At 73.4% G+C, this 23120-nt stretch carries 17 protein-coding genes; 8 read left to right on the forward strand and 9 right to left on the reverse strand.

Features of this window, described 5'->3' with window-relative positions; all coding sequences use genetic code 11:
* The first annotated feature begins 22 nt into the window (after positions 1–22).
* Complete coding sequence (locus tag KY498_RS04635) at positions 23–1447, forward strand: zinc-dependent metalloprotease (protein WP_191008423.1); 1425 nt, start codon at positions 23–25, stop codon at positions 1445–1447.
* An 830-nt stretch (positions 1448–2277) separates the two neighbouring features.
* Here KY498_RS04635 and KY498_RS04640 read toward each other — a convergent pair.
* Entirely contained in the window at positions 2278–3993 is a 1716-nt protein-coding gene (locus tag KY498_RS04640; RefSeq protein WP_191008422.1) for an ATP-dependent helicase, read from the reverse strand.
* Entirely contained in the window at positions 3990–4940 is a 951-nt protein-coding gene (gene nudC / locus KY498_RS04645; RefSeq protein ID WP_191008421.1) for an NAD(+) diphosphatase, read from the reverse strand. The genes KY498_RS04640 and nudC overlap by 4 nt, the downstream gene beginning before the upstream one ends.
* Before the next feature lie 65 nt (positions 4941–5005).
* Between nudC and KY498_RS04650 the strand changes: the two genes are divergently transcribed.
* Positions 5006–6319, forward strand: coding sequence for a phosphotransferase (locus KY498_RS04650; protein WP_191008420.1), 1314 nt, complete (start codon positions 5006–5008; stop codon positions 6317–6319).
* 34 nt (positions 6320–6353) lie between these two features.
* Here the strand turns inward: KY498_RS04650 and KY498_RS04655 are convergent, their stop codons facing one another.
* Complete coding sequence (locus tag KY498_RS04655; protein ID WP_191008419.1) at positions 6354–9659, reverse strand: ATP-dependent DNA helicase; 3306 nt, start codon at positions 9657–9659, stop codon at positions 6354–6356.
* Entirely contained in the window at positions 9656–12880 is a 3225-nt protein-coding gene (locus tag KY498_RS04660; protein WP_223848909.1) for an ATP-dependent DNA helicase, read from the reverse strand. The genes KY498_RS04655 and KY498_RS04660 overlap by 4 nt, the downstream gene beginning before the upstream one ends.
* Positions 12881–13059: 179 nt before the next feature.
* Here KY498_RS04660 and KY498_RS04665 point away from each other — a divergent pair, with 179 nt between their 5' ends.
* Positions 13060–13284 carry a DUF3107 domain-containing protein gene (locus tag KY498_RS04665; protein ID WP_060960173.1) on the forward strand — a complete coding sequence of 75 codons (225 nt, stop codon included), beginning with the start codon at positions 13060–13062 and terminating at the stop codon, positions 13282–13284.
* A 17-nt stretch (positions 13285–13301) separates the two neighbouring features.
* Positions 13302–13592 (forward strand): hypothetical protein, encoded by a 291-nt coding sequence (locus KY498_RS04670; RefSeq protein ID WP_191008418.1) that lies wholly within the window; start codon positions 13302–13304, stop codon positions 13590–13592.
* Between the two features lie 16 nt (positions 13593–13608).
* Here the strand turns inward: KY498_RS04670 and KY498_RS04675 are convergent, their stop codons facing one another.
* On the reverse strand, positions 13609–14325 hold the full coding sequence (locus KY498_RS04675; protein ID WP_101306073.1) for a ferritin-like fold-containing protein: 717 nt from the start codon (positions 14323–14325) through the stop codon (positions 13609–13611).
* Between the two features lie 162 nt (positions 14326–14487).
* On the opposite strand from KY498_RS04675, the gene KY498_RS04680 reads away from it, so the two are divergent.
* Positions 14488–16011 carry a DEAD/DEAH box helicase gene (locus tag KY498_RS04680; RefSeq protein ID WP_191008417.1) on the forward strand — a complete coding sequence of 508 codons (1524 nt, stop codon included), beginning with the start codon at positions 14488–14490 and terminating at the stop codon, positions 16009–16011.
* A 65-nt stretch (positions 16012–16076) separates the two neighbouring features.
* On the forward strand, positions 16077–17432 hold the full coding sequence (locus tag KY498_RS04685) for an HNH endonuclease signature motif containing protein (protein WP_223848908.1): 1356 nt from the start codon (positions 16077–16079) through the stop codon (positions 17430–17432).
* On the opposite strand, the gene KY498_RS04690 is transcribed toward KY498_RS04685, so the two are convergent.
* Positions 17368–18246 (reverse strand): DUF817 domain-containing protein, encoded by an 879-nt coding sequence (locus KY498_RS04690; RefSeq protein WP_191008416.1) that lies wholly within the window; start codon positions 18244–18246, stop codon positions 17368–17370. The two genes, KY498_RS04685 and KY498_RS04690, sit on opposite strands and share 65 nt — an antisense overlap.
* Positions 18247–18261: 15 nt before the next feature.
* Entirely contained in the window at positions 18262–19143 is an 882-nt protein-coding gene (locus tag KY498_RS04695) for a PHP domain-containing protein (protein ID WP_060960168.1), read from the reverse strand.
* 109 nt (positions 19144–19252) lie between these two features.
* Here KY498_RS04695 and KY498_RS04700 point away from each other — a divergent pair, with 109 nt between their 5' ends.
* Both KY498_RS04700 and KY498_RS04705 read left to right on the forward strand, forming a co-directional pair.
* Positions 19253–20305, forward strand: coding sequence for an endonuclease/exonuclease/phosphatase family protein (locus tag KY498_RS04700; protein ID WP_191008415.1), 1053 nt, complete (start codon positions 19253–19255; stop codon positions 20303–20305).
* 23 nt (positions 20306–20328) lie between these two features.
* Complete coding sequence (locus KY498_RS04705) at positions 20329–21750, forward strand: aminopeptidase P family protein (protein WP_191008414.1); 1422 nt, start codon at positions 20329–20331, stop codon at positions 21748–21750.
* On the opposite strand, the gene KY498_RS04710 is transcribed toward KY498_RS04705, so the two are convergent.
* The gene (locus KY498_RS04710) at positions 21740–22414 is read right to left on the reverse strand and encodes an alpha/beta family hydrolase (RefSeq protein ID WP_191008413.1); all 675 of its coding nucleotides are present in this window, start codon (positions 22412–22414) and stop codon (positions 21740–21742) included. The two genes, KY498_RS04705 and KY498_RS04710, sit on opposite strands and share 11 nt — an antisense overlap.
* Complete coding sequence (locus KY498_RS04715) at positions 22414–23067, reverse strand: general stress protein (RefSeq protein ID WP_223849550.1); 654 nt, start codon at positions 23065–23067, stop codon at positions 22414–22416. The genes KY498_RS04710 and KY498_RS04715 overlap by 1 nt, the downstream gene beginning before the upstream one ends.
* Positions 23068–23120: the final 53 nt, after the last annotated feature.

Raw genomic sequence — 23120 nt, forward strand, 5'->3', positions numbered from 1 at the left:
CGCCTGCTGAAAGGCGCCTGATATGGCTCACGACGACACTCCGGACCGACCCGACGACGACGATTTCCAGGAGATGCTCCGCAATCTTCTCGGCGGTGGGGCGGGACTCGATCCCGCTCAACTGGAGGGGCTCTCGCGGATGGGCGTCGATCCGGCGATGCTCCAGCAGATGATGGCCCAGCTCCAGCACGCCTTCGCGAACGGCAGCGACGACGGCATCGACTGGAGCTCCGCGAAGACTCAGGCGCTGCACCTGGCCAACAAGGACGGCCTCGGCATCAGCACCGGGCAGAAGCAGGACTTCGACCAGGCGTTCTCCCTCGCGACCCTGTGGCTGAGCGAGGCGACCACGATCTCCGACCTCGCCGGCGCACCGCAGGCGATCACGCGCGGCCAGTGGGTGGAGGAGTCGCTGCCGGTCTGGCAGGAGCTGGCCGAGCCCGTGGCCGACTCGATCGCGGGCGCGCTGACCGCGGCGATCGACGAGCAGACCCCCGAGGAGATGAAGCAGCTGATCGCAGGGGCGGGCACCTTCATGCGCAGGGTCGGCGGCTCCCTGTTCGCCGCGCAGCTGGGCGGGGTCATCGGACGGCTCTCGCAGGAGGTGCTCAGCGGGGGCGACGTCGGCATCCCGGTCATGCCCGACGGCGTGGCGGCCATCCTGCCGCAGAACTTCGCCGACTTCGCGCGCGACCTCGACGTCACCGACGATCAGCTCGCCCTGTACCTGGGCACCCGCGAGCTCGCCCACGCGCGACTGTTCCGCCACGCCCGATGGCTGCGCCTGCACGTCATCTCGCAGGTGACCGAGTTCGCCCGCGGCATCCACGTCGACACGAGCGCCCTCGAGGACCTCGCGTCGCGGTTCGACCCCTCCTCGCCCGAGGAGCTGCGTTCGGCGATCGAGTCGGGCGCCCTCCTCCCGCAGCGCACGCCCGCACAGGACGCGGCACTCGGTCGGCTCGAGAACCTCCTGGCGACCATCGAGGGCTGGGTGGACGTGGTGACCGCCGATGCCACCTCCCGGCTTCCCGCCGCCGCCAAGATCGCCGAGGCGGTCCGCCGCCGCCGGGCCGTGGGCGGACCCGCGGAGCAGGCCATGGCGTCGCTCGTCGGGCTGGAGCTGCGGCCGCGGCGCCTGCGCGAGGCGGCGGCGATGTGGCGGGCCGTGACGGATGCCGTGGGCATCGAGGCCCGCGACGGTCTCTGGGACTACCCCGATCTCATGCCGACCGCCGAGGACATCGACGACCCGCAGGGGCTCGTGGCCCGTCTGCAGGCGCGCGCTCGCGGCGAAGCGCCCGAACGCGACGCCTTCGACGAGGCGCTCGACGAGCTGCTGGCGCAGGCGGCGGACGAGAAGGAGTCCGGCACGTCCGCAGCGGGCACGAACGATCCCGACGCCGACCGCGCGACCGACGGGCCGGAAGACCCCCGCCCCGTCTGAGCCCACGCCGCCTCCTCCCCCACGGCCCGGCCGCCCTCGCGCGCGGTCGGGCTGTGGACAGTCGCCCCGCGGCCCCCGCGAGCCCATCACAATCGGGGGCATGCTCCGACTGGCCGCGTCCCATCCGCCGCTGTGGCGGACACCCTCGAGCCTTCAGCTCGGAACGGAGCCGGGCGTACGCATCGACGGCGTCAGCGACTGGCAGGAGCGGCTCCTCGACGCGCTGACCGACGGGATCCCCGACGCGATGCTGGTGCCGCTCGCCCGCAGCTTCGGGGCGACCGCCGCACAAGCGCAGGAGTTCACGGCCCGGCTCTCGACGGTGCTGACCCGCGAGGATCCTCCCGCGTTGGCCGTGCAGGTCGAGGTCCCCGCCACGCTCGCCCACGCGGAGCTCGTGTCGCTCACGGCGGGGTGGGATGCCGCGGCACTCGCGCACGACGGCGTCTCACGGTGGGACTGCGGTGTGCCGCAGCCCGGCATCCCGCTCATCGTCGTCGCGCACCGGCTGCTCGATCCGCGGCGGGCCTCCCGCCTGATGCGCGGAGACGTCACCCACGTGCCGATCGAGCTCGCCGGCGATCGCGTGAGCGTCGGCCCCGTCGTGGTGCCCGGCCGGACGGCGTGCACCTCCTGCCTGCACGCGCACCGCGCGGACGAGGATCCGCAGTGGCCGCTCCTGGCCGCGCAGCTGCTCGGCCGCGAGCCGGTGCGCACCGACCCCGCGCTCCTCGTCGAGGCGGCGCTGCTCGCCGGGCGCCTCCTGCGCGAGGCCGCGGCGCTCCCGGCCGAGCCGGACGGCGACGTACGACCGACGCTCTCCGTGGGACTCAGCGCCGCCCGCGCGCGCCGCTCGTGGCGCGTCCATCGGCCGCACGAACGCTGCCTGTGCCGATCTCCTGAAGGAATCGCGACCGCTGCCGCTGCCGCGCCCCCGAGCGCTGGGACCAGCTCAGGGAGAGCGACCGCGCGGCCCGCGTGATGCCGACGTAGGCGAGGCGTCTCTCCTCGTCGATCTCCTCGAACCCGGTCGCGTAGGAGATCGGCAGCAGGCCCTCGGCCAGCCCGACGAGATGGACGTGATCCCACTCCAGTCCCTTCGCCGCATGGAGCGTGGCGAGGGTGACCGTGCGCAGCGTCGGTTCGTGCTGATCGCGCCCGCGCGCCATCAGCTCGTCGGTGAAGGCGCGCAGCGTCATGCCCTCCGGCGCCTGCTCCGCCAGCCGCATCACCGCCGCGCGCGCTTCCCACGCGTCGCGGAGCGCCCCGCCCGCCGGCGGCGGGTCTTCGGTGAGGCCGAGCGAGCGCAGCACATCGCGCACCGCCGCGACGAACCCGGACTCGACGGGTGCCACGGAGGCGCCGCGCAGCGCGAGCACCGCCTGGCGCACCTCGGGGAGGTCGAAGAAGCGCTTGCCGCCGAGGACGGTCGCGGGGATGCCGCGCGCCGCGAGAGCGGCCAGCAGTGGAGCCGACTGGGCGTTGGCGCGGTACAGCACCGCGATGTCCTGGGGCTCGATGCCCGCGTCGCGCTGCGCCGCGATCGCGGCGGCCACGCCCTCGGCCTCCGCCGCGTCGTCGTCGTAGCCGGTGACGGTCGGCGTCACCCCGGCCGTCCGCTCCGAACGCAGCGCGAGCGCCCCCGGCCGACCGCGCATGAGCGCGTTGGCGACCGCGAGGATGGCGGGGTCGGAGCGGTAGTTGTGCTCCAGCCGCACCACGGTGGCGTCCTCGAAGCGGTCGGCGAAGTCGAGGAGGTAGCGCGGGTCGGCGCCGGCGAAGGAGTAGATCGTCTGGCTCGCGTCGCCGACGACGCACAGATCGCGCCGGTCTCCGAGCCAGAGCTCCAGCAGCCGGTACTGCACCGGCGAGACGTCCTGGAACTCGTCCACCGTCAGGTGGCGGTACTGCTCGTGCACCGCGGCCGCAACGCGCGGCTCCGACTCGAGCATGCCCGCGCACGCGAGCAGGACGTCTTCGAAGTCCAACTGCCGGCGCTCGTCCTTGACCTTCTCGTACCGATGCTGCAGCTCGGCGAGGGCGTGCGCGTCGAGCGCGGGACCGAGTCCCTCGGGGTGCGCGGCGGCATCCTGATCGATCGTGTGCATCGCGACCTTGCGCCATTCGATGCGGCTGGCCACGTCGCGCAGGGTCGTGCCATCCAGCCGCAGACCGAGGCTGTCGGCGGCCTGCCCCAGCACACGCACCTTGTTGTCGATGATCGACGGGGCGGTGTCGCGGGCCAGCTGCGGCCAGAAGAAGTTCAGCTGTGCGAGGGCCGTCGCGTGGAAGGTCCGTGCGGCGACGCCTTCGACGCCGAGCGCGCGCAGACGCCCCCGCATCTCCCCCGCCGCCTTCGCCGTGAAGGTCACGGCCATGACCCGCGACGGCGAGTAGGCGCCGGTGTTCACGCCGTGCGCGATGCGGTGGGTGATGACGCGGGTCTTGCCCGTGCCCGCGCCCGCCAGCACGCACACCGGGCCGCGCAGCAGCGCCGCCGCCTCGCGCTGCTGATCGTCGAGGCCCATCAGCGCGCGTGCGCTCACGCGGTCTCCCCCGCCCAGTCGGCGATCAGCCGATGCGCGATGGAGGCCGTCCCGGGCAGCAGCACGTCGCCCTCGCCGCGGAGCGCGGCACGGGTCTCGTCGCGGTTGAACCAGCGCACATCGACGATCTCCTCGCCGTCCGGCCGGGCGGCCGCCGGATCGACGGCCACGGCGTGGAAGCCGAGCATGAGCGACCGCGGATACGGCCAGGCCTGCGAGCCGCGGTAGTGCAACGCCTCGACCGCGACACCGGCCTCCTCGTGCACCTCCCGCACGATCGCCGACTCGAGCGACTCGCCCGCCTCGACGAACCCGGCGAAGGTGGAGTACAGGTTGCGATCGCCCCACAGGGCGTTGCGACCCAGCAGCAGGCTCTCGCCGTCGGGAGCGACGACCCCGACGATCACCGCGGGGTCCGTGCGGGGGAAGTGCTCGCGTCCGCACACCGGGCAATGGCGCGCCCACCCGGCGGCGCGCTGCACGGTGCGCGCTCCGCAGTGGGAGCAGAATGGGGCGTCGACGAGCCAGCGGGCCAGGGCGACCGCCTCGACGAGCAATCCGGCGTCGACGGCGGAGAGCTCGCCGCCGATCGCGCGGAGCGACGCCCACACGAGCGGTGCGGCGGCGTCCGCCGCACGGTCCTCCCGCACCGGGTCGGCCTCGTCGGCCCCCGCAGCGGCGAGCAGCACGGCGGCGCCGGCTGCTCCCCGACCGAGGAAGGCCCACTGCACGTCTGCACGGATCGCGTCGACCGGCACGAGCTGCAGCGCTCCGGCGGCATCCACCGGAGCGCGGTCGCCGCGGACGGCGACGACGCGGGAGGACGGGTCGGCGCGCAATCGCTCCAGCAGGTCGGGATCGCTGCGCTCCTCGGCACAGCGATCGATGCCGCCGCGCGCGAGCGCGGGCAGACGCACGGAAACAGGCGGCTCGGCCGATGGCGACATCCGGGACCTTCCTCGACGGGCGTGGCGCACACGGGGACGGGGCGCGGCACACCTACCCTGGGGGCATGGCACGCTCACCACTCACTCTAGCCGCGTCGGTCACGTCGGCTCTGCCTCGCGTCGCGGTGGTCGGTGTGGCGCCGCTGACCGAGGGCGTCTCCGGCCGGTACGACAGCGCCATCGCCACCCTCGACGACGATCGGCGCGTCGTGGTGCGCGTTCCCGTCAACGACGAGGCCCAGGACGACCTGCTGGCCGAGGCGCGCGCCCTGACCTCTCTGACGGCGGGCGTGCGCGGAGTGCTCCCGTTCGGCGCCCCCGACGTGCTCGGGCAGACGAGCGTCGACGGCCGTGCCGCGCTCGTGCAGTCCCTCCTTCCCGGCTACCGCGTGGATGCCGCACACGTGCCGTCGGGACGCGGCATCGCGACCGCGCTCGCGGCGGCCATCGCGGCCGTGCACGACCTGCCCGTCACGGTGATCCGCGACGCGGGCCTGCCGATGCTCACGTCCGGGCAGGTGCGGGACGAGGCCGAACGACTGCTGGACCGCGCCGAGGCGACCGGACTGCTGCCCTTCGGGCTGTTGCGGCGCTGGAGCACGGCGCTCGGCTCCGACCCGCTCTGGCGGTTCGAGACGACGGTCGTGCTGGGCGGGGTCGACCCGGCATCCTTCGTCTTCGAGGACGACGCCGACGGCGCACCGGTCGTGACCGGGTTGCTGTCGTGGGGCGGGCTGGGCGTCGGCGATCCGGCGATCGACCTCCGCTGGACGGCCTCGGCACCGGCGGCCCAGGCCGACGTCCTCGACGAGTACGCGCGCCGCTCGCATCGGGCGCCCGACTCGCTGCTCTCCGAGCGCGCCCGTCTGCACGCCGAGCTCGAGTTCGCGAAGTGGCTCGTCCACGGTCACGAGAGCGGCGACCGCACCGTCGTCGGCGACGCCGTGGCCCTGCTCGAGTCGCTGGATGCCAGCGTCCGCGACGAGCCGGTGCGCGCGCGCGACGACGTCACCCTCGACGAGGCCCTCGCCGCGACGCAGCGGGTTCCGGCGGGTGCCGGCGACGCCGCCGACACGTCCATGCAGACCGACAGCTTCGACCCCGACACCCTCGCCGCCTTCCTCGCCGACGAGAACGAGGCCGGCTCGGCGGAGACGAGTCATCTGGAGACCATCCCGATCGAGCTGTCCGAGTGGTCCGCCGCGCCGGCGGCCACCGGCCGCGTGCCGGTTCACACCGCCGATGTCCCCGTGACCGCGCCCGCAGCGCGCGAGGACGACCTTGCCCCCGCCGAAGACGGTGCGCCGGCCAGCGCCGACGACATCGACCGCGACACGGCGGCGCGCAACGCGCTTCGCCGCTGGACCGGGACCGCCTGAGCCCTTCCCGCCCGCGCGGCCGTCCCGCCGGCGTTCAGTCGCGCAGGATGAGTCCGTCCGCGACGTAGAAGAGCACGACGTCGATCGACTCCAACGGGACGCCGTGCCGCGCGTGATAGGCGGCGCGGTACAGGCGGAGCTGGACCATACGCTCCTCGCGCTCGGCGGCGGTGCGCGGTGCGCGCCCCGTCTTCCAGTCGACGATCTCGATGCGGTCCCCGCGGCGGTACACGGCGTCGAGCTTGCAGATCACGACGTGCGGGCTGCCGTCGCCCAGCGCGTCCGCCATCGTGACGTCGATCTCGGTCTCGACCTCCAGCGGCTGCAGCCGAGCCCACTCGGAGGCGAGGAAGGCCTCCTGCAGGCGTCGCAGGTCGGCGTCGCTCTCCGATGTCATGCCGACGGCGTCGCCGTGGGCGAGTTCGTCGTCGTCGTGCCAGAGCACGTCGTCCGGCGACGTGCCGTCGCCGACCAGCCCCGAGCGCTGCTCCACCCAGGCATGGAACCTGGTCCCCAGCCGGGACTGACGGTAGGGCCGCTCGGGCAGCGGACGCGCGAGGGCGGGGGCATCGCCGAGGTAGTCCTTGAAGCGCGACGCCGGGATGCGCACCGGGGCGGGAGGGCGCACGGGATGCTCGCGCGCGTCGCGCTCCGCGAGCAGCAGGGCGAGCTCCCGCGACGGTACGGCGGGCGGATCGGCCGCGGATGCGGCCCGCACCGCGGCGGCCGCCGCCTCGACGACCTCGCGGCGCGCCCCCAGCGGGTCGAGCGGCCACTGCAGCATCCTGCGCCTGCCCTCGAACGGGTTCTCCCCCGCATCCTCCGGCACCTCCAGCGCCGCGCCCAGGGCATCGGCGATCTCCCGGAGGAAAGGGCTGGGCTTGCGCGCCGACCGGGTTCCCGACCAGCTCGACCCCGTCAACAGCAGATGATCGCGGGCGCGGGTGACCGCCACGTACGCGAGTCGGCGTTCCTCCTCGAGCTGGCGGGCACGACCGGCGTCGACGAACGAGGCGAGCGCGGCGGCGAGGTCCTGCTGGGTCGGCGCCTGATCCGCCCGCCAGCGCAGCTCGGGGAGCCACTCGGCGTCACCGCGGAACTCGTAGGGCAGCACGCCGAAGCCGAGCCAGCCGCGCGTGTCCTTCGGCCGCGTGGGCAGCTCGTCCTCCACCAGGCGGACGACGGCCACGGCATCCCATTCGAGTCCCTTCGACCCGTGGATCGTGAGCAGCTGCACCACGTCGTCCTCCGGGGGCTCCGTGCGCGGCGCGAACTCGTCGAGCCGCTCGGCGTGGTCGAGCCACGCCAGAAGGCTCGGCAGCGACCCGCGCTCGTCCGTCGCGAGGAAGCCGTGCAGCTCGTCGACGAACGCGCGCAGCTGATCGCTCGCCACCCGCGCGGGACCGCGGGCCTCGTTCGCGGCGAGTTCGATGTCCAGGCGCAGTTCCAGCTCGATCATGCGCACCAGTTCGGGAATCGGCAGGGCGGCCTGCCGCCGCAGCCCGGCGAAGACGGCCGCCGCGTCGCGCAGCCGCTCACGGGCCGGAGGGGTGATGTCGGCGAGCCACCCGTGATCGGGTCCGTGGCGCAGGAAGAAGTCCACCGCGTCGACGAGTGAGCCCTGCTCGTCGCCGGCGGATGCGCGCATCCGCTCGACGACCTCGGGGGCCAGCGGCTGCAGCGCCGCGTCGTGTCGCGCGATGCGGCGCGACAGCTCCGCCAGCGCCCGCAGGTCGGCGACGCCGATCCTCCACCGCGGGCCGGCGAGCAGACGGATGAGCGCCGATCCGGCGCGCGGGTCGCTGATCACTCGCAGCGCGGACACGACGTCGACGACCTCCGGAGTCGACAGCAGTCCCCCGAGTCCCAGGATCCGATGCGGGATGCCGCGGCGCCCGAGCGCGTCGGCGAAGTGGACCATGTGCTTCTTGCTGCGGAGCAGCACCGCCCCCGTCGTGAAGCGCCCCTCGCCCTCGCGTTCGCGGCGCACCCGTGTGAACCACTCCGCGACCCGGTCGGCTTCGGCGTCGATGTCGCCGTCGAGATGCACCTCGACATGGCCCCGCTCGGCGCCGGGGCGTGGCCGCAGCGGCGCGACCGGCACCGGAACGCGCTCGGCGAGAGGGGCAAGCACGGCGCCGGCGGCGGTCAGCACGTCGACGCTGTTGCGCCAGCTGGTCATCAGCGCGTACATGCCGGCATCGTCGTCGGTGCTGAAGGCGCTCGCGAACCCGCCCAGGTTGCCGGCGCTCGCACCGCGCCAGCCGTAGATCGACTGATGCGGGTCGCCGACGGCCATCACGGCGGCATCCCGGAAGACCGCCGCCAGCAGCTGCGTCTGCACCACCGACGTGTCCTGGTACTCGTCGAGCAGGATGACGCGGTAGCGCTCGCGCAGTTCGGCCCCCACGACCGGATGCGCGTCGACGATGTCGCACGCACCCGCCACCTGATCCGAGAAGTCGATGACACCCAGCCGGCGTTTGCGCCGCCCGTATTCGCGGGCCAGGTCGACGAGCACCTCCAGCCCACTCACCGCCGTGGCGGCCTTCGCCACATCGGCGTAGACCGTGACCCGCGCGGACGTCGACGGACGCTGCAGGACGTCCGCGAACCGGGCGGGGAAGAGGGCGAGCTCGTCGAGATCGACCCGATTGTCCGCCGCATCGCGGGCGATGCGCAGCGCGCCGTCGACGATCGATCGCAGAGCCTCCTCGCGGCCCTCCAGGCGCACGTCGTCGGCGTCGAGGACGACGCGGCGCATCAGCAGCCACGCCGCCGACTCGCTGAGCACGGCGGCTTCGGCGTCGCGCCCGAGCCGCACGGCGTGCTCGCGGACGATCGCGTCGGCGAAGCTGTTGTAGGTGGCGACGGTGGGCCGATCGAGCAGACTGTCCGCCCCCTCGTCCGCCGGGACGGGGACCGCGCCGGATGCCGCGGCGAGCTCCGCCAGCAGATCGTGGCGCCTCCCCTCGGGCGCTCCGGAGCGTTCCAGCTCGCCGAGCGCATCCAGGCGTCCCGCGGCGTGCAGGGCGTCGAGGTGCGGGACCAGTCCCCGCCGCTCGAACTCGGCGAGCCGGTGCAGCCGGCGGTGGATGCGCTCGGCCAGCTCGCCGGCGGCCTTGCGGGTGAAGGTGAGACCCAGGACCGCGTCGCGGGAGACGAGGCCGTTGGCGACCAGCCAGACGACGCGTCCCGCCATCGTCTCGGTCTTGCCGCTGCCCGCTCCCGCGACGACGAGAGCCGGCGCCAGGGGCGCGGCGATCACGCGCGCCTGCTCGGGTGTGGGCGGGAACTGACCGAGGGCGGCGGCGAGGGCGGCGGGGCTGACCGATGTCACGAGGCGCTCACCGCGCCGACCGTGTGGATGCGACACAGGCCGTACGAGTAGTCGTCGCGGCAGTGCTCCTCGTAGGGCGCGGAGAACGCCGTGCCGCTCATGATCTCGACGGCGGCGCGCACGCGACCGAGGAAGGCGTCGCGGGCCTGGTCGTCCATGGGAGGCTGGCGCGGTTCGACGTAGTCCTTCGTCGCGGCGGTGGGCCGGAGCACGAGCAGCTTGGCGCCACCCGAGACGAGGCCCCGCGCCTCGGGGATGGCGCCGGCGTCCAGCGCGAGCTGATAGGCGGCGAGCTGCGGGTTGTCCACGACCTTCGCGTCGGTCTGCGGCTCGCGCTTGCCGGTCTTGAGGTCCACGATCACGACCTCGTCGGCCGCCGTGCGCTCGACGCGGTCGATGTAGCCGCTGACGACGGCGCCGTGCGGACCCGGCGGGTCGAGGGCGACGGCCACCTCGAAATGCGGCTCGGCGCCGATGAGGGTGCCACCGGCCGCATCGAAGCGTCGCAGGTAGACCGCCAATCGCCGCACGAGCTCGCGCGCCCTCGCCCGCTCGGCGCGATCGCGCCACGCCGACTCGAACTCCAGCTCGCCCCAGCGCGCGTCGACGACCGCCCACAGGGCCTCCTCGTCGCTGCCCTCGGCGTGCTCCATCGCGGCATGCACGAGCGTGCCCAGACCGGCCACCGCGCCGCCGGTGTCGGCACCGAGATCCGACAGCAGCCAGTTGAGCTGGCACTCCTCGAGCGTCTGCAGGCGCGACGGCGAGACCCGCACGTCTTCCTGTGTCAGATCGCGAAGGGGCGCCGACGACGTCGAGGGGGCGATCCCGTACCACTGGTCCGGTGCCGCTCCGGGAACCCCCGCAGCGGCGAGGGCGGCGAGTTGGGAGGCCGCGTACTCCCGCGACGACGACCGATCGCCGCGGATGCCGTGCCCGCCGGCGGCGCCCTCCGTGAGCGTGCGGCGGTGCTGCGCGACGAGCCCGCGCAGCGTCAGCGGGTGTTCGGCCGACCGTGCCGCCGTCTGCCGCGGCGGCAGGAGCTCGAACAGCGCGCTGGGGCCGGTGTCGTCGTCGTCGACGGCCGTGACGACCAGCCGTCGCCGGGCGCGCGAGCAGGCCCGGGCGAACAGACGGAGCTCGTCGTGGAGGACGGTTCGGCGCCGGTCGAGAGCGCCGACGCCGACCTCGCCACGATCGCTGAGCGTCGCGCCCGCAAGACGCCAGCTCTGCAGGAGTCCTCCGCGCGCACGCAGATTGGGCCAGATCCCGTCCTGCACCCCCGCGACGACGACGGTGTCGAACTCCGCCCCGAGGGAACCGGCCGGCGTCAGGATGCTGACGGCATCCACGACGGCGCCGTCGCCGAGACGGTCCTCCGCGACGTCGGAGTCGAGCACACCGCGCAGGAAGGCGGCCGGCGAGGTGCCGTCGGCGCGCTCGCCGTGCCGCTTGGCGGCCTGGAAGAGCGCGACGACGGCGTCGAGCTCGCGCCCGGCCTGAGCCGCGAGGGGTCCGGAGCCGGACGCAGCGGCCGCCCACGTCCGCTCGACGCCGAGGCCGTCCCACCCCGACCAGAGCAGTTCGTGCGCCGTCGGACTGTCGGCGCCCCCCGTGCGCACGAGCTCCCACTGCGCGCGCACCGCCGCCAGCGTCGACGCGATCCGCTCGGCGCGGCGGCCCTCCCGCGTGTCGAGGAGGGCGAACGCGACCGGATGGGCGAGCGCCGACACCAGGAGCTCGCCGCTGGTCGGCTCGGGCGCGTCGCTCGGATCATCGTCGCCCGATCGGGCCGCCAGAGCGCTGTGGCGCAGCGCCGTGCGCAGCCGCCGGATCTCGATGGGATCCATGCCGCCGGCCCGCAGCGCATCGATCGCGTCGTCGAGGCTCCATCCGCTCGGATCGACGTCGGCCAGCAGTACGACGCGCAGCAGGTCCGCGACGGCGCGCGCCTGCGCGAGCGGACGCTGGCCGTTGGTGCGCGTGGGCACCTCACGGGCGGCCAGCTCCGCCTCCAGGGTCGCGACCTGCCGGCTGTCGTGCGCGATCACGGCGCACTGCGCCCAGGGCACGCCGTCGTGCACGTGCCGCTCACGGAGCAGGCGGGCGATGACGTCGTGTTCCTCCGCGGTCGACCGCGCCGTCAGGGCACGGATGCTGTCGTCGTCACCCTCCACGGGGGCCGCGGCGGGCGGGCGCCGGTGCGCGACGACGCCCGCGGCGCCGATGCGCCCGGTGATGCCCGCGACGAGTCGGCGCTGCCCGGCGGTGCCGCGGTGGACCTCGGTGAGGACGTGGAGGGGCGAGCGCGCGGCGAGGCGCGCGAAGTTCTCGGGGCTGGCCCCGCGGAACGTGCCCGACCCGACATCGGGATCGCCGAACGCCAGGACCGCGATCCCCCGCGCCCGGCAAGCCTCGAGCAGCTCGACCCCGCCCAGGGTGAGCTCCTGCGCATCGTCGACGACGATCACGCGAAGCCGTTCCACCGCCGCCACGCCCGGCGCGCCCGCGGGCAGGGTGCGGACCAGTCCGAGGGCCTCCCGGACGAGGCCGGCGGCATCGCGATGCGCATGACGCATGCCGTCGCGGGCATCGAGGTACTCCTGCGCGAAGGATGCCGCGGCCCGCCACTCCGCGACATCGTCGCGCGCGCCCAGGTCGGCGAGCCGGGCCGGCGACACCCCGAGCTGCGCGCACTCGGCCAGCAGCGCGCGGACTTCGGCGCGGAACGCGCGGGTCGCGCGCACCGGCGCAGGCAGCGACGCGGGCCAGCGGATCAGGCCCTCGCGTTCGTCGGCGGCGTCGCCGTCGAGGAGGTCGGCGATCAGCTGATCCTCGTCGGGCCCGGTGAGGAGCTGCGGGGTCTCGGCGCCGGAGTGGACGGCGTGCGCGCGCACGATCTGGTAGGCGAAGGCGACCACGGAGCGGGCGAGCGCACCTCGGGTCGGGATGCCGACGGCGAGAGCGAGCCGGTCGCGCAGAGCGGTCGCCGAGGTGCGCGACGGCGTCAGCACGACGATCTCCTCGGGCACCAGGACCGGCCCGCCGCCGTCGCCGACGCCCTGCCCGGTGACCTCATCACGCTCGCGCAGCAGCGCGGCCACGCGCGCGATCGCCGTGGACGTCTTGCCCGACCCGGGCGCGCCGACGACCACACCGGACGCCGCGGGAGGAAGGTCGATGACGGCGCGCTGCGCGGCATCCCACGTCACACCATCCATGCTCTTCACGGTAGCCGGAAGCGCCGACACAGGCGTTCGCGCACAGCGAGCGCCGCGGGGCCCGAACGGCGATCCGGGCCCCGCGGCGGTGTCGTAGAGTCGACATGCGGCCGGCGCACCGGCCCGCCCCGCATCGCCCTCGGCGGCCGGGTCACGACGAGAAGTGAGGCACAGTCACCGTGGAGATCCGCATCGGCATCGCGAACACCCCCCGAGAGCTCAGCTTCGAGTCGGCCCTGTCGGCGGAGGCCGTGACGACCACCGTTCAGAAGGCGCTCGCCTCGGACGAGTCGTTCGTCACGTTCACGGACGTCAAGGGCAACACGTACATCGTCCCCACCGCGGGCATCACCTTCATCGAGGTCGGGACCGAGGAGTCCCGCCGCGTCGGCTTCGTCGCCTGATCGCGAGTCCCCGCACCGTGGACATCCTCCTCGCCTTCATCTTCGGCGGCGCCTACGGCGGCGTGCTCCATTACCTGATGCCCGGGCGCACCTCGCGGGGTGCGGCGCTGGCGCCGGTGCTGGGCGCGCTGTTGGGCGGCCTCGTCTGGATGGTCATGACCTGGGCGGGTCTGACGACGCTGAGCCCCTGGCTGTGGATCGTCTCGCTCGCCGTCCCCGTCATCGTCGTCCCGGCCGTGCTGGCGGTGCTGACGCGTCGGCGTGCCACTCACGACGCACGCGAACGTCTGCGCCTCAAGATCTCCTGAGCCCGGCTCCGGGCCGCTACGCGTCGAGGCCCATCGCGGCCATACGACGAGAATGCGCGCCGAGCAGGTCGGTGAACACCGGCTCGACCTTGCGTTCCTCCGCAGCGTCGAGGGTCTGCGGCCGCAGCGCGCCGCGCGCGATGAGCAGCGTGTCGCCGACGAGTCGTCGCCCCCAGAGGGCGAGCAGCGACTTCCACTGCTCGTCGGCGGCGATCGCATCCGCGAGGATGCCCGCCAGCGCCTGCCGGTCGTCGTCGGCACGCAGCACGTCGGCGACGCGGCGTCCCGTCGAGCCGTAGCTCGACGACAGCGCGAGGTAGAAGTCGTCCAGCATCCCCGCGGTGATGTGCACCGACAGCATCGTCTCCAGATGCCGGGCGCCGTGGGTCGCCCGACGGAAGGCGTCGAGGGGCTCGCGGAAGGGCAGCATGAGATCGAGCGGGTCGTCGCCGCGATCGCGGATGATCGTCAGGAGGGCGCGGTGCTTCTGCAGCGCCGCACCGGCCGCCACGGAGATCGACTCCTTCTGGGTGAGCTCCGGTGTGGGGGCGATCAGCTCGCTGAGGGTCTCGAAGTACCCGAGCTGCAGGTAGGCGGCCTGCCCGAGGAACGTGTCGACGTCGGGCGCGAGCTCCTCGAAGTCCACACGTCGGACGTCTCCGAAGTCGCCGCGCGAACGCACGCGGAGCGTGCGCGCCACGGTGCGCTCCCGCTGCCAGGGCCAGGTCACCACGTCCCCAGCCTAGAGGTCGCGGCGCCGCTTCCGAGGGACGCGGCGCCCGCTCCGCTAGGCTGGTCTGGTCCCGGCGACGGATCGGGACCCCCGCGCCTGCGGATGAGTAGAAGGCGTGGACCTCCTCACCGGCGGCTTCTCACCGCCAGACAGGCACGTATCGTGACGACATTCGCTGAGCTCGGAATCGACCCCGACATCGTGGAGGCGCTCGCCTCCAAGGGCATCGTGGACGCCTTCCCCATCCAGGAGCAGACCATCCCCCTGGGGCTGCCCGGCCAGGACATCATCGGCCAGGCCAAGACGGGCACGGGCAAGACCTTCGGCTTCGGCATCCCGGTCGTCCAGCGCCTCGGACTCGACCCGGCTCCGGGCGTGCAGGCGCTCATCGTCGTCCCCACGCGCGAGCTCGCCGTCCAGGTCTACGAGGACATGGACATGCTCACGCAGAACCGTTCCACGAGCGTCGTCGCGATCTACGGCGGCAAGGCCTACGAGGGGCAGATCGACCAGCTGAAGGCCGGCGCGCAGATCGTCGTGGGCACGCCCGGCCGCCTCATCGACCTCAACAACCAGCGACTGCTCGACCTGTCGGGCGCGGTGGAGGTCGTGCTCGACGAGGCGGACAAGATGCTCGACCTCGGCTTCCTGGCCGACATCGAGAAGATCTTCCAGAAGGTGGCGCCGGTGCGCCACACCCAGCTGTTCTCGGCCACCATGCCGGGACCGATCGTGGCCCTCGCCCGTCGGTTCATGAGCAACCCGATCCACATCCGCGCCACCGACCCCGACGAGGGTCTGACGCAGGCGAACATCAAGCACCTCGTCTACCGGGCGCACTCGCTCGACAAGGACGAGGTCATCGCGCGCATCCTGCAGGCCGAGGGTCGCGGCAAGACCGTCGTGTTCACGCGCACCAAGCGCGCAGCCCAGAAGCTCGTCGACGAGCTGAACGACCGCGGCTTCAACGCCGGAGCCGTCCACGGCGACATGAGCCAGGAGGCGCGCGAGCGCTCGATGGCCGCCTTCAAGGCGGGCAAGAAGGACGTGCTCATCGCGACCGACGTCGCCGCGCGCGGCATCGACGTCGACGACGTGACCCACGTCATCAACCACACCATCCCGGACGACGAGAAGACCTACCTGCACCGCGCCGGCCGCACCGGCCGCGCGGGCAAGACCGGCATCGCCGTCACGTTCGTCGACTGGGACGACCTCCACAAGTGGGCGCTGATCAACCGCGCGCTCGAGTTCGGTCAGCCCGAGCCGGTCGAGACCTACTCGTCGAGTCCCCATCTCTACACCGACCTCGACATCCCCGCCGGGACCAAGGGCCGCCTCGCGAAGGCGCCGAAGACCGAGACGGTGCGCACGCAGCGCCCCGCCCCGGAGCGCGCCACGGATGCCGCGGCGGAAGGATCCGCCGAGGCCGGCACCCGCCGTCGCCGTCGGCGCCGTTCGGGATCGTCCGTGGTCGGCGCGACGTTCGCCGAGGGCGCGACGGAGAGCACGGATGCCGCCGCCGTCTCGACCGTGGACGCCCCCCGCTCGGCCGACGGTGCCGGCACGCACGACGGCGCCGGCACGGAGCACCACGACGGCAAGCCCGCGCCCGCGCGCCGCCGCCGCCGTCGGCGTGGTTCCGGGGGTGGCGCTCCCGCTACGCCCCCCGTCGCCGGAGCCTGATGCGGCCCCGCCCGGCCGCCTCCGACACCGGGTTGGATGTCGGAGGTCGCCGATAGCGTCGGGTCATGAAGGTCGTCGACGGTCACTCTTCCCCGGGCTCACCGGGCGGGGCGGATGTGCCCGACGACGATCCGTTCCCGTGTGATCCGGGGTGGACTCCTCCCGATGCCGTGGCATTGATCTGCGATGCCGACGCCATGGTCGCGGTGTTCGCCGCGGAGCGTTACCGACGGGTCGCGGCATACCGGCGGGAGGCTCTCGCGGATGCCGCCGGGCGGGGGCTCGTCGACGTGGCGGAGCGGGCGATCCGCCTGGAGCTTGCGGCAGCGTTGCGGATCACCGAGCAGGCCGCGGGGCAGCTGATCGCGCACGCGCACGTGCTCGAGACCCGATACCCGGCGGCTCTGGACGCGCTCGCCGCGGCGCGGGTGACGCAACGGCACGTGCAGGTGCTGATCGACCTGCTCGACCCGTTGACCCCGGCCGAAAGCGACACGGTGTTGCCACGCGCGATCGAGCTGGCGGAAGCCGAGCCGGTCGGCACGTTCCGACGACGGTTACGGGCGCTGATCGATCAGGTCCGCGTGCAGACCCTCCCCGACCGTCACGAGCGCGCCCTGCAGGAGCGGCGGGTGTTCATCGAGCCCGCCGACGACGGGATGGCCTGGCTGACCGCCTACCTGCCCGCGGTCGAGGCCCACGCGATCCACGCTCGCCTCACCGCGATCGCGAAGACCGTCGTCGCCGGCGACCCCGAGGCCCGCGACGATCGCACGCGGGACCAGGCACGTGCCGATGTCCTCGGCGACCTGCTGATCGACGGCACCTGCGCCGCGCACCCCGACGCTGCCCGCGGGATCCGCGCCACCGTGGTCGTCACCGTTCCCGCTCTCGCGTTGCTCGACGCCGCCCTTCCCGACTGCGGGGCCGCGGTCGTCGACGGGGTCGGACCGATCCCGATTCAGCGGGCACGGGAGCTGTGCGGCGGCACTGATGGGTGGATGCGGGTGCTCACCCATCCCGACACCGGCGCCGTCCTCTCCGTCGGACGCGAACGTTACCGACCCCCACCGGCCCTCCAGCGGCTCGCCCGCTGGCGGGCAGCACGTTGCATGGCCCCCGGCTGCGGCGTCCCCGCCGAGCGGTGCGACCTCGACCACACCGTCGCGTGGGACGACGGCGGTCACACGGCACTCACCAACCTCGCGCCCCTGTGCCGCGGGCACCACACCGTGAAGCACCACGGCGGCTGGCGCGTGCGCCCGCTCACCGATACGGCCCACTCCGGCGCGCTCGAATGGACCTCGCCCACGGGCCGCCACTACACCGTCGTCCCCGAACGCAGCCTCCCCGCCTTCACACCGGGCTCTTCCGCGACCCCGGCGTCGCCGACGGGGGTCGGGGCGGGTACACCCACGTGACCATCACGACCGACACGATCATCAGCAGGAACCACGACACGAGCTTGGTGAGCGACACCGGGTGCCATCCGTCGAGCTGGTCGGGGTAGAGCCACGCCCCGGCCCAGGTCGCGATGTTCTCGGCGAGGTAGATGAACAGGGCGACGCCGGCGTAGGCCGCGAGCAGCGGCAGCCGGAGCGTCCGCCGCCAGATGCGCGCGTGCATCACCGTCGGCAGCCACAGCGCGACGACGGCCAGCAGGAGCAGCCAGCGCAGGTCCCAGACGTAGTGGTGCGAGAAGAAGTTGACGTAGATCAGCGCCGCGACGACCGTGGTCACCCACCGACGCGGGTAGCGCACGAAGCTGAGGTCGAAGAGGCGGTAGACCCGCACCATGTACGAGCCGACGGCTGCGTACATGAAGCCGCTGAACAGGGGCACGCCCCCGAGGCGCAGCACGCCCTCGGCGGCGTACGACCACGAGCCGACGTCCGTCTTGAACAGCTCCATCCCGGTGCCGGTGATGTGGAACAGCACGATCACCCACAGCTCGCGCCCCGTCTCGAGGCGCCCGACCAGCATCCCGATCTGGATGAGCACCGCGGCGATCGTCAGCGCATCGTTGCGGGCGAGCGCCGCGTCGTCGGGCCACCACAACCGGGCCGCGACGATGACCGCGAGAAGCGCGGCGCCGAAGACGCACGCCCACGCCTGCTTGACCACGAACACCGCCGCCTCGACGAGAAAGGCACGGATGCCGCTCTCCGGAGCACCGCGCAGCAGCCGGTGGGCCGCGGCGTCGATCCGCCGTTCGAGGGGGGTGGGTTGCTGCATCCGGAGTACGCGACGTCAGGGGAAGACGGGGTCGCTCCCGCGGGCGGCGGCGATGATGCGCGCGACCACGTCGTCGTCTGTGGTGAACTCCCCCGGCTGGTTGGGCTTTCCCAGCCCGTGGTAGTCGCTCGATCCCGTCACGAGCAGATTTCGGCGCTGCGCGAGCTCCCGCAGTGCGCCGAGCGCCGGTTCCCGGTTCTCGCGGTGACCGAGCTCGAAGCCGGCCAGGCCGGCCGCGAGCATCCGGTCCATGAGCGGCTCGGGCAGGAGCCCGCCGCGCCCCGCGGGGTGCGCGATCACGGGGACACCACCGGCATCCACCACCGTCGCGACCGCGGTCACGGGGTCGGGGGCGTAGAGGTCGACGTAGTAGTCGCTGCCCGGATGCAGGATGCCGGCGAAGGCCTCACCGCGGTCGCGCACGTAGCCGCGCGCGACGAGCGCGTCGGCCAGGTGCGGACGCCCCACGGTGGCCCCCACGGCCGTCTGGGCGACGATGTCGTCCCAGGTCAGCTCGTAGTCGCGGCCGATGCGCTCCGCCATCGTCTGCGCCCGCGTCAGGCGCGAGTGGCGGATGCGGTCGGTGAGGGCGCGCAGGCCGGGGTGCTCGGGGTCGAACAGGTAGGCCAGCACATGGATGCTGCGCCACTCGTGCCGTGCCGACAGCTCCATGCCGGGGAGGAACGTCATCCCGAGCGAGCCGGCCGCCTCGGCCGCCTCGGTCCAGCCGGAGGTCGTGTCGTGATCGGTCAGCGCCACGGTATGCAGTCCGGCGGCGTGCGCGGCGGCCATCACCCGGGCCGGCGGCTCCGTGCCGTCGGAGTGGTCCGAGTGCAGGTGGAGGTCGCTCGGCCCGCGGAAGCGGAGCGCCCGATGCTCCCCCTGCGACACGACCATGCCACGAGCGTACCGTCGGCGCGGACACGAGGCCGGGACGAGGCGGCGCGTAGCCAGAGTCGAGGCGACGGTCCGGGAACTCTCAGGGGCACTGTCGTAGAGTCCTGACGTGCTGCGCCTGTTCGGAATCCTGATCACCGTGGCCGCGGCGATCGCCGCGGCCGTCGTCACCTGGCCGCAGTTCTTCCGCCTCGAGCAGACCTTCCCGTTCGCGCAGATCGTCTCCCTGCGCGGGGTCGTCGTCATCGTCTTCGGCGTCGTCTTCGTGCTCGGGCTGCTGCTGGCCCTCGCGCGGCCGCTGCGGGCGTTCGCCGGGACGATCGCGATCATCGCCCTCGTCGCCGGCCTCGTGAACGGCGGCGTCCTGCTGTCGCGGGGCCTCGGGTCGGGCACGCTCCCCGAGCCCACCGACACGTCCATCCGCGTGATGACCTGGAACACGGCCGGCGCCGCGACCGACGCGCAGCTGATCGCCCAGACGGCCGTCGCGATGCGCGCCGACATCGTGGCCCTCCCCGAGACGACGATCGAGACGGGCGAGGCGGTCGCCATCGCGATGCGCGAGATGGGCTCGCCCATGTGGGCCCACCACGAGAATTACGGGGAGCGTCCCGGCTACCCCGACTGGGCCGCCAACTCGACGACGCTGCTCATCTCGCCCACGCTCGGCGACTACGCCGTCGTCGCGTCCACCTCCGACGGCGCGACCAACACCTCCGCGGTGCCCAGCGTGGTGGCGATGCCGGTCGACGGCAGCGGGCCGACGATCGTCGCCGTGCACGCGGTCGCTCCGCGCCAGGACCGCATGGAGGACTGGCGGGGCGACCTGGAGTGGGTCGCGAACCAGTGCGCCAGCGACGACGTGATCATGGCGGGCGACTTCAATGCGACGGTCGATCACATGGCGCGACTGGGCGTCGACGGGGGCGACCTCGGACGCTGCACGGATGCCGCGGCGCAGACCGGCTCGGGCGGGGTCGGCACCTGGTCGACGGCGTGGCCCGCCCTCCTCGGCACGCCGATCGATCACATCATGGCGACCGACCGCTGGACGGCGACCGGATCGGTCGTGCTCGGCTCCCTCGACGCGAGCGGCAGCGACCACCGCCCCCTGATCGTGCAATACGACGTGCGCGACGCCACACAGCCCGCCGACGGGTGAGCGGAGGTGCGAGACTGGAGGGCATGAGCACGAGCGAGAGCGCCACGACCGACACCGCCGTCACCTCCACCGAGAACACCAACCGCAAGCAGCCGTTCCCGCGGGGCTTCCTCGAGACGATCTCGACCGGGTGGGCGGATCGCCCCGACCTCACTCCCCCGCCGCGCGAGCAGGCGCCCTACACCGCCGCACGCCGCGTGGCCGTGTCCGCCGCGTTCCCCGGGCGCCGCCTCGTGCTGCCCGCCGGCACCTACAAGCAGCGGTCGAACGACACCGACTACCCGTTCCGCGCCCATTCGGCCTTCACGCACCTGACCGGCTGGGCGAGCGACAGCGTGCCCGAGTCGGTGCTCGTCTTCGACCCGCGGGCCGACGGCTCGGGCCACGATGTGACCCTCTACCTGCGCGAGCGCGCCGACCGCACCACCGCGGAGTTCTACGGCGATGCGACGATCGGCGAGTTCTGGATCGGGCCGCGGCCGGCGCTGGACGGCGTCGCGAGCGACCTCGGCATCGCGACCGCCCATATCGACGCGTTCGCGCCCGGGGAGGGCGACCTCGTCCTGGACGAGGACGACGAGCTGACCCGCTTCGTGTCCGAGCTGAGACTCATCAAGGACGAGTACGAGATCGCCCAGCTGCGCCTCGCGGTGGAGGTGACCGCCCGCGGATTCGACGACATCGTCGCCGACCTGCCGCGCATCATCGCCACGCCGCGCGGAGAGCGCGCCGTCGAGGGCGTGTTCCACCACCGCGCACGCGTCGACGGCAACGGCGAGGGCTACGACACGATCGCCGCGTCCGGCCCGCACGCCTGCTACCTGCACTGGACGCGCAACGACGGCGCCGTCGTGCCCGGCGATCTCATCCTCATCGACGCCGGCGTCGAGGTCGACAGCCTCTACACGGCCGACATCACCCGCACGCTTCCCGTGAACGGCACCTTCTCCCCCATCCAGCGCACGATCTACGAGACCGTCCGTGAAGCCGCCGACGCCGCCTTCGCGGCGGCCCGACCCGGCGTGAAGTTCCGCGCGGTGCACGAGGCCGCGATGCGCGTGATCGCCGCCCGCGTCGCCGAGTGGGGTCTGCTTCCCGTCACCGCCGAGGAAGCCCTCGACGCCGACGCCGGAGGGCAGCACCGCCGCTACATGGTGCACGGCACGAGCCACCACCTCGGTCTCGACGTGCACGACTGCGCGCAGGCACGCCGCGAGATGTACTACGACGGCGTGCTCGAGCCGGGGATGGTGTTCACCATCGAACCGGGCCTGTACTTCCAGATCGACGACCTCACCGTTCCGGAGGAGTACCGCGGCATCGGCGTACGCATCGAGGACGACGTCCTCATGACCGCGGACGGCCCCGTGAACCTCTCGGCCGCGATCCCGCGCACGGCGGACGAGGTCGAGGCCTGGATCGCGGGACGCGCCGTCACGAGCTGATCGCGGCATCCCGCGCCCGCGCGCGCAGCCACGGCACCACCGACGCCGCGAGGCCGGCGCCCACCTCGGCGGCCGGACGTCGGCGTCCCTTCACCTCGAAGGAGTGCCCGCCGCCGTCGACCCACACGACCGAGGCGTCGCGGCACGTCGCGACGACCTCCTCGAACTGCGCCCGCGGCTGGATGAACGGGTCGGCCGTCCCCTCGACGAACAGCTGCGGCGCCGCGACGGACGGCAGGTGCGCCGCCCGCAGCTTCTCCGGGGCGCCCGGCGGATGCAGCGGGTAGCCGAGGTAGACGAGTCCGGCGGGCGAGATCACGCCGTCGGCGGCCGCCATCGACGCCATGCGCCCCCCGTAGGACTTTCCCGCCGCGAACAGCGGGACCCCGGCGTCCGCCGCGCCGGCGGCGGCGACGGCCGCGGTCCACGCGGCGACGGCATGAGCGGCCGGTCCCGGCATCCGCCGCCCCGCCTGCGCATACGGGAACGCGAAGCGGAGGACGCCGACCCCCTCCGCGGCCAGCGCATCGGCGAACCCGATCAGGAACGGATGTTCCATGCCCGCGCCCGCGCCGTGAGCCAGGGCCATGACCGCCCAGGGGCTCTCCGCCGCCGACAGCGCGGTCGAGACGGTGACGACGCCCGCGGGCAGCGCGACCTCCATCACCGCTCCGCGGCGGCCGGCCCCGTGTCGCGGTCCTCGTCGGAAGGGGGTGCGTCCGGCGCGGCGGCCGGACGGCCCTCGCCGTCGATGCGCTCACCGTACTGCGGCGGATCGATCCGTTCTCCGTACTGGGGAGGTGCCGCCGGCCCGGGTGCGGGCGCGGCCGGCGAGGGGTGCACGGGGTGCGCCGGCGCGGGCGCGACCGTCCGGCCCACGACCTCACGCGCGCGATGGATGCTGCGTGGCAGCACGGTGACCTCGTACCGGTCGGCGAGCACCTGCGTGACGGAGGTGTAGTCGCGACGGCGGCGCACGATCGAGTAGGTGACGATGCTCATCAGCATCCCGAGGGCGATGCCGACGAGCATGACGCCCACGAAGAGCTGGATCGCGGCGTTCGGCGTGCCCAGCACGAAGATCGCGGAGAAGAGGAGACCGAGCAGGATGCCGTTGATGGCGCCCGATCGCGCGGCGGCGGCGTAGCCGAGTCGGCCGGTGACGGTCTCCACCGATCGCAGGCCATGGCCGACGATGGCGATGTCGCGCGCCGGGATGTCTGCTTCGACGAGCTGCGAGACGGCCTTCTGCGCGGCGGGATACGTCGCGTAGTCGGCGATCTTCTCGCCCTGCTCCTGGGGGATTCCGCCCAACATGCTCACCCGACCATCTTGTCATGCGCACGCTGCGCGTCGGCCTCGCGGAGGGC

The organism is Microbacterium sp. PAMC21962, assembly GCF_019443465.1.
Lineage (GTDB): Bacteria > Actinomycetota > Actinomycetes > Actinomycetales > Microbacteriaceae > Microbacterium > Microbacterium hominis.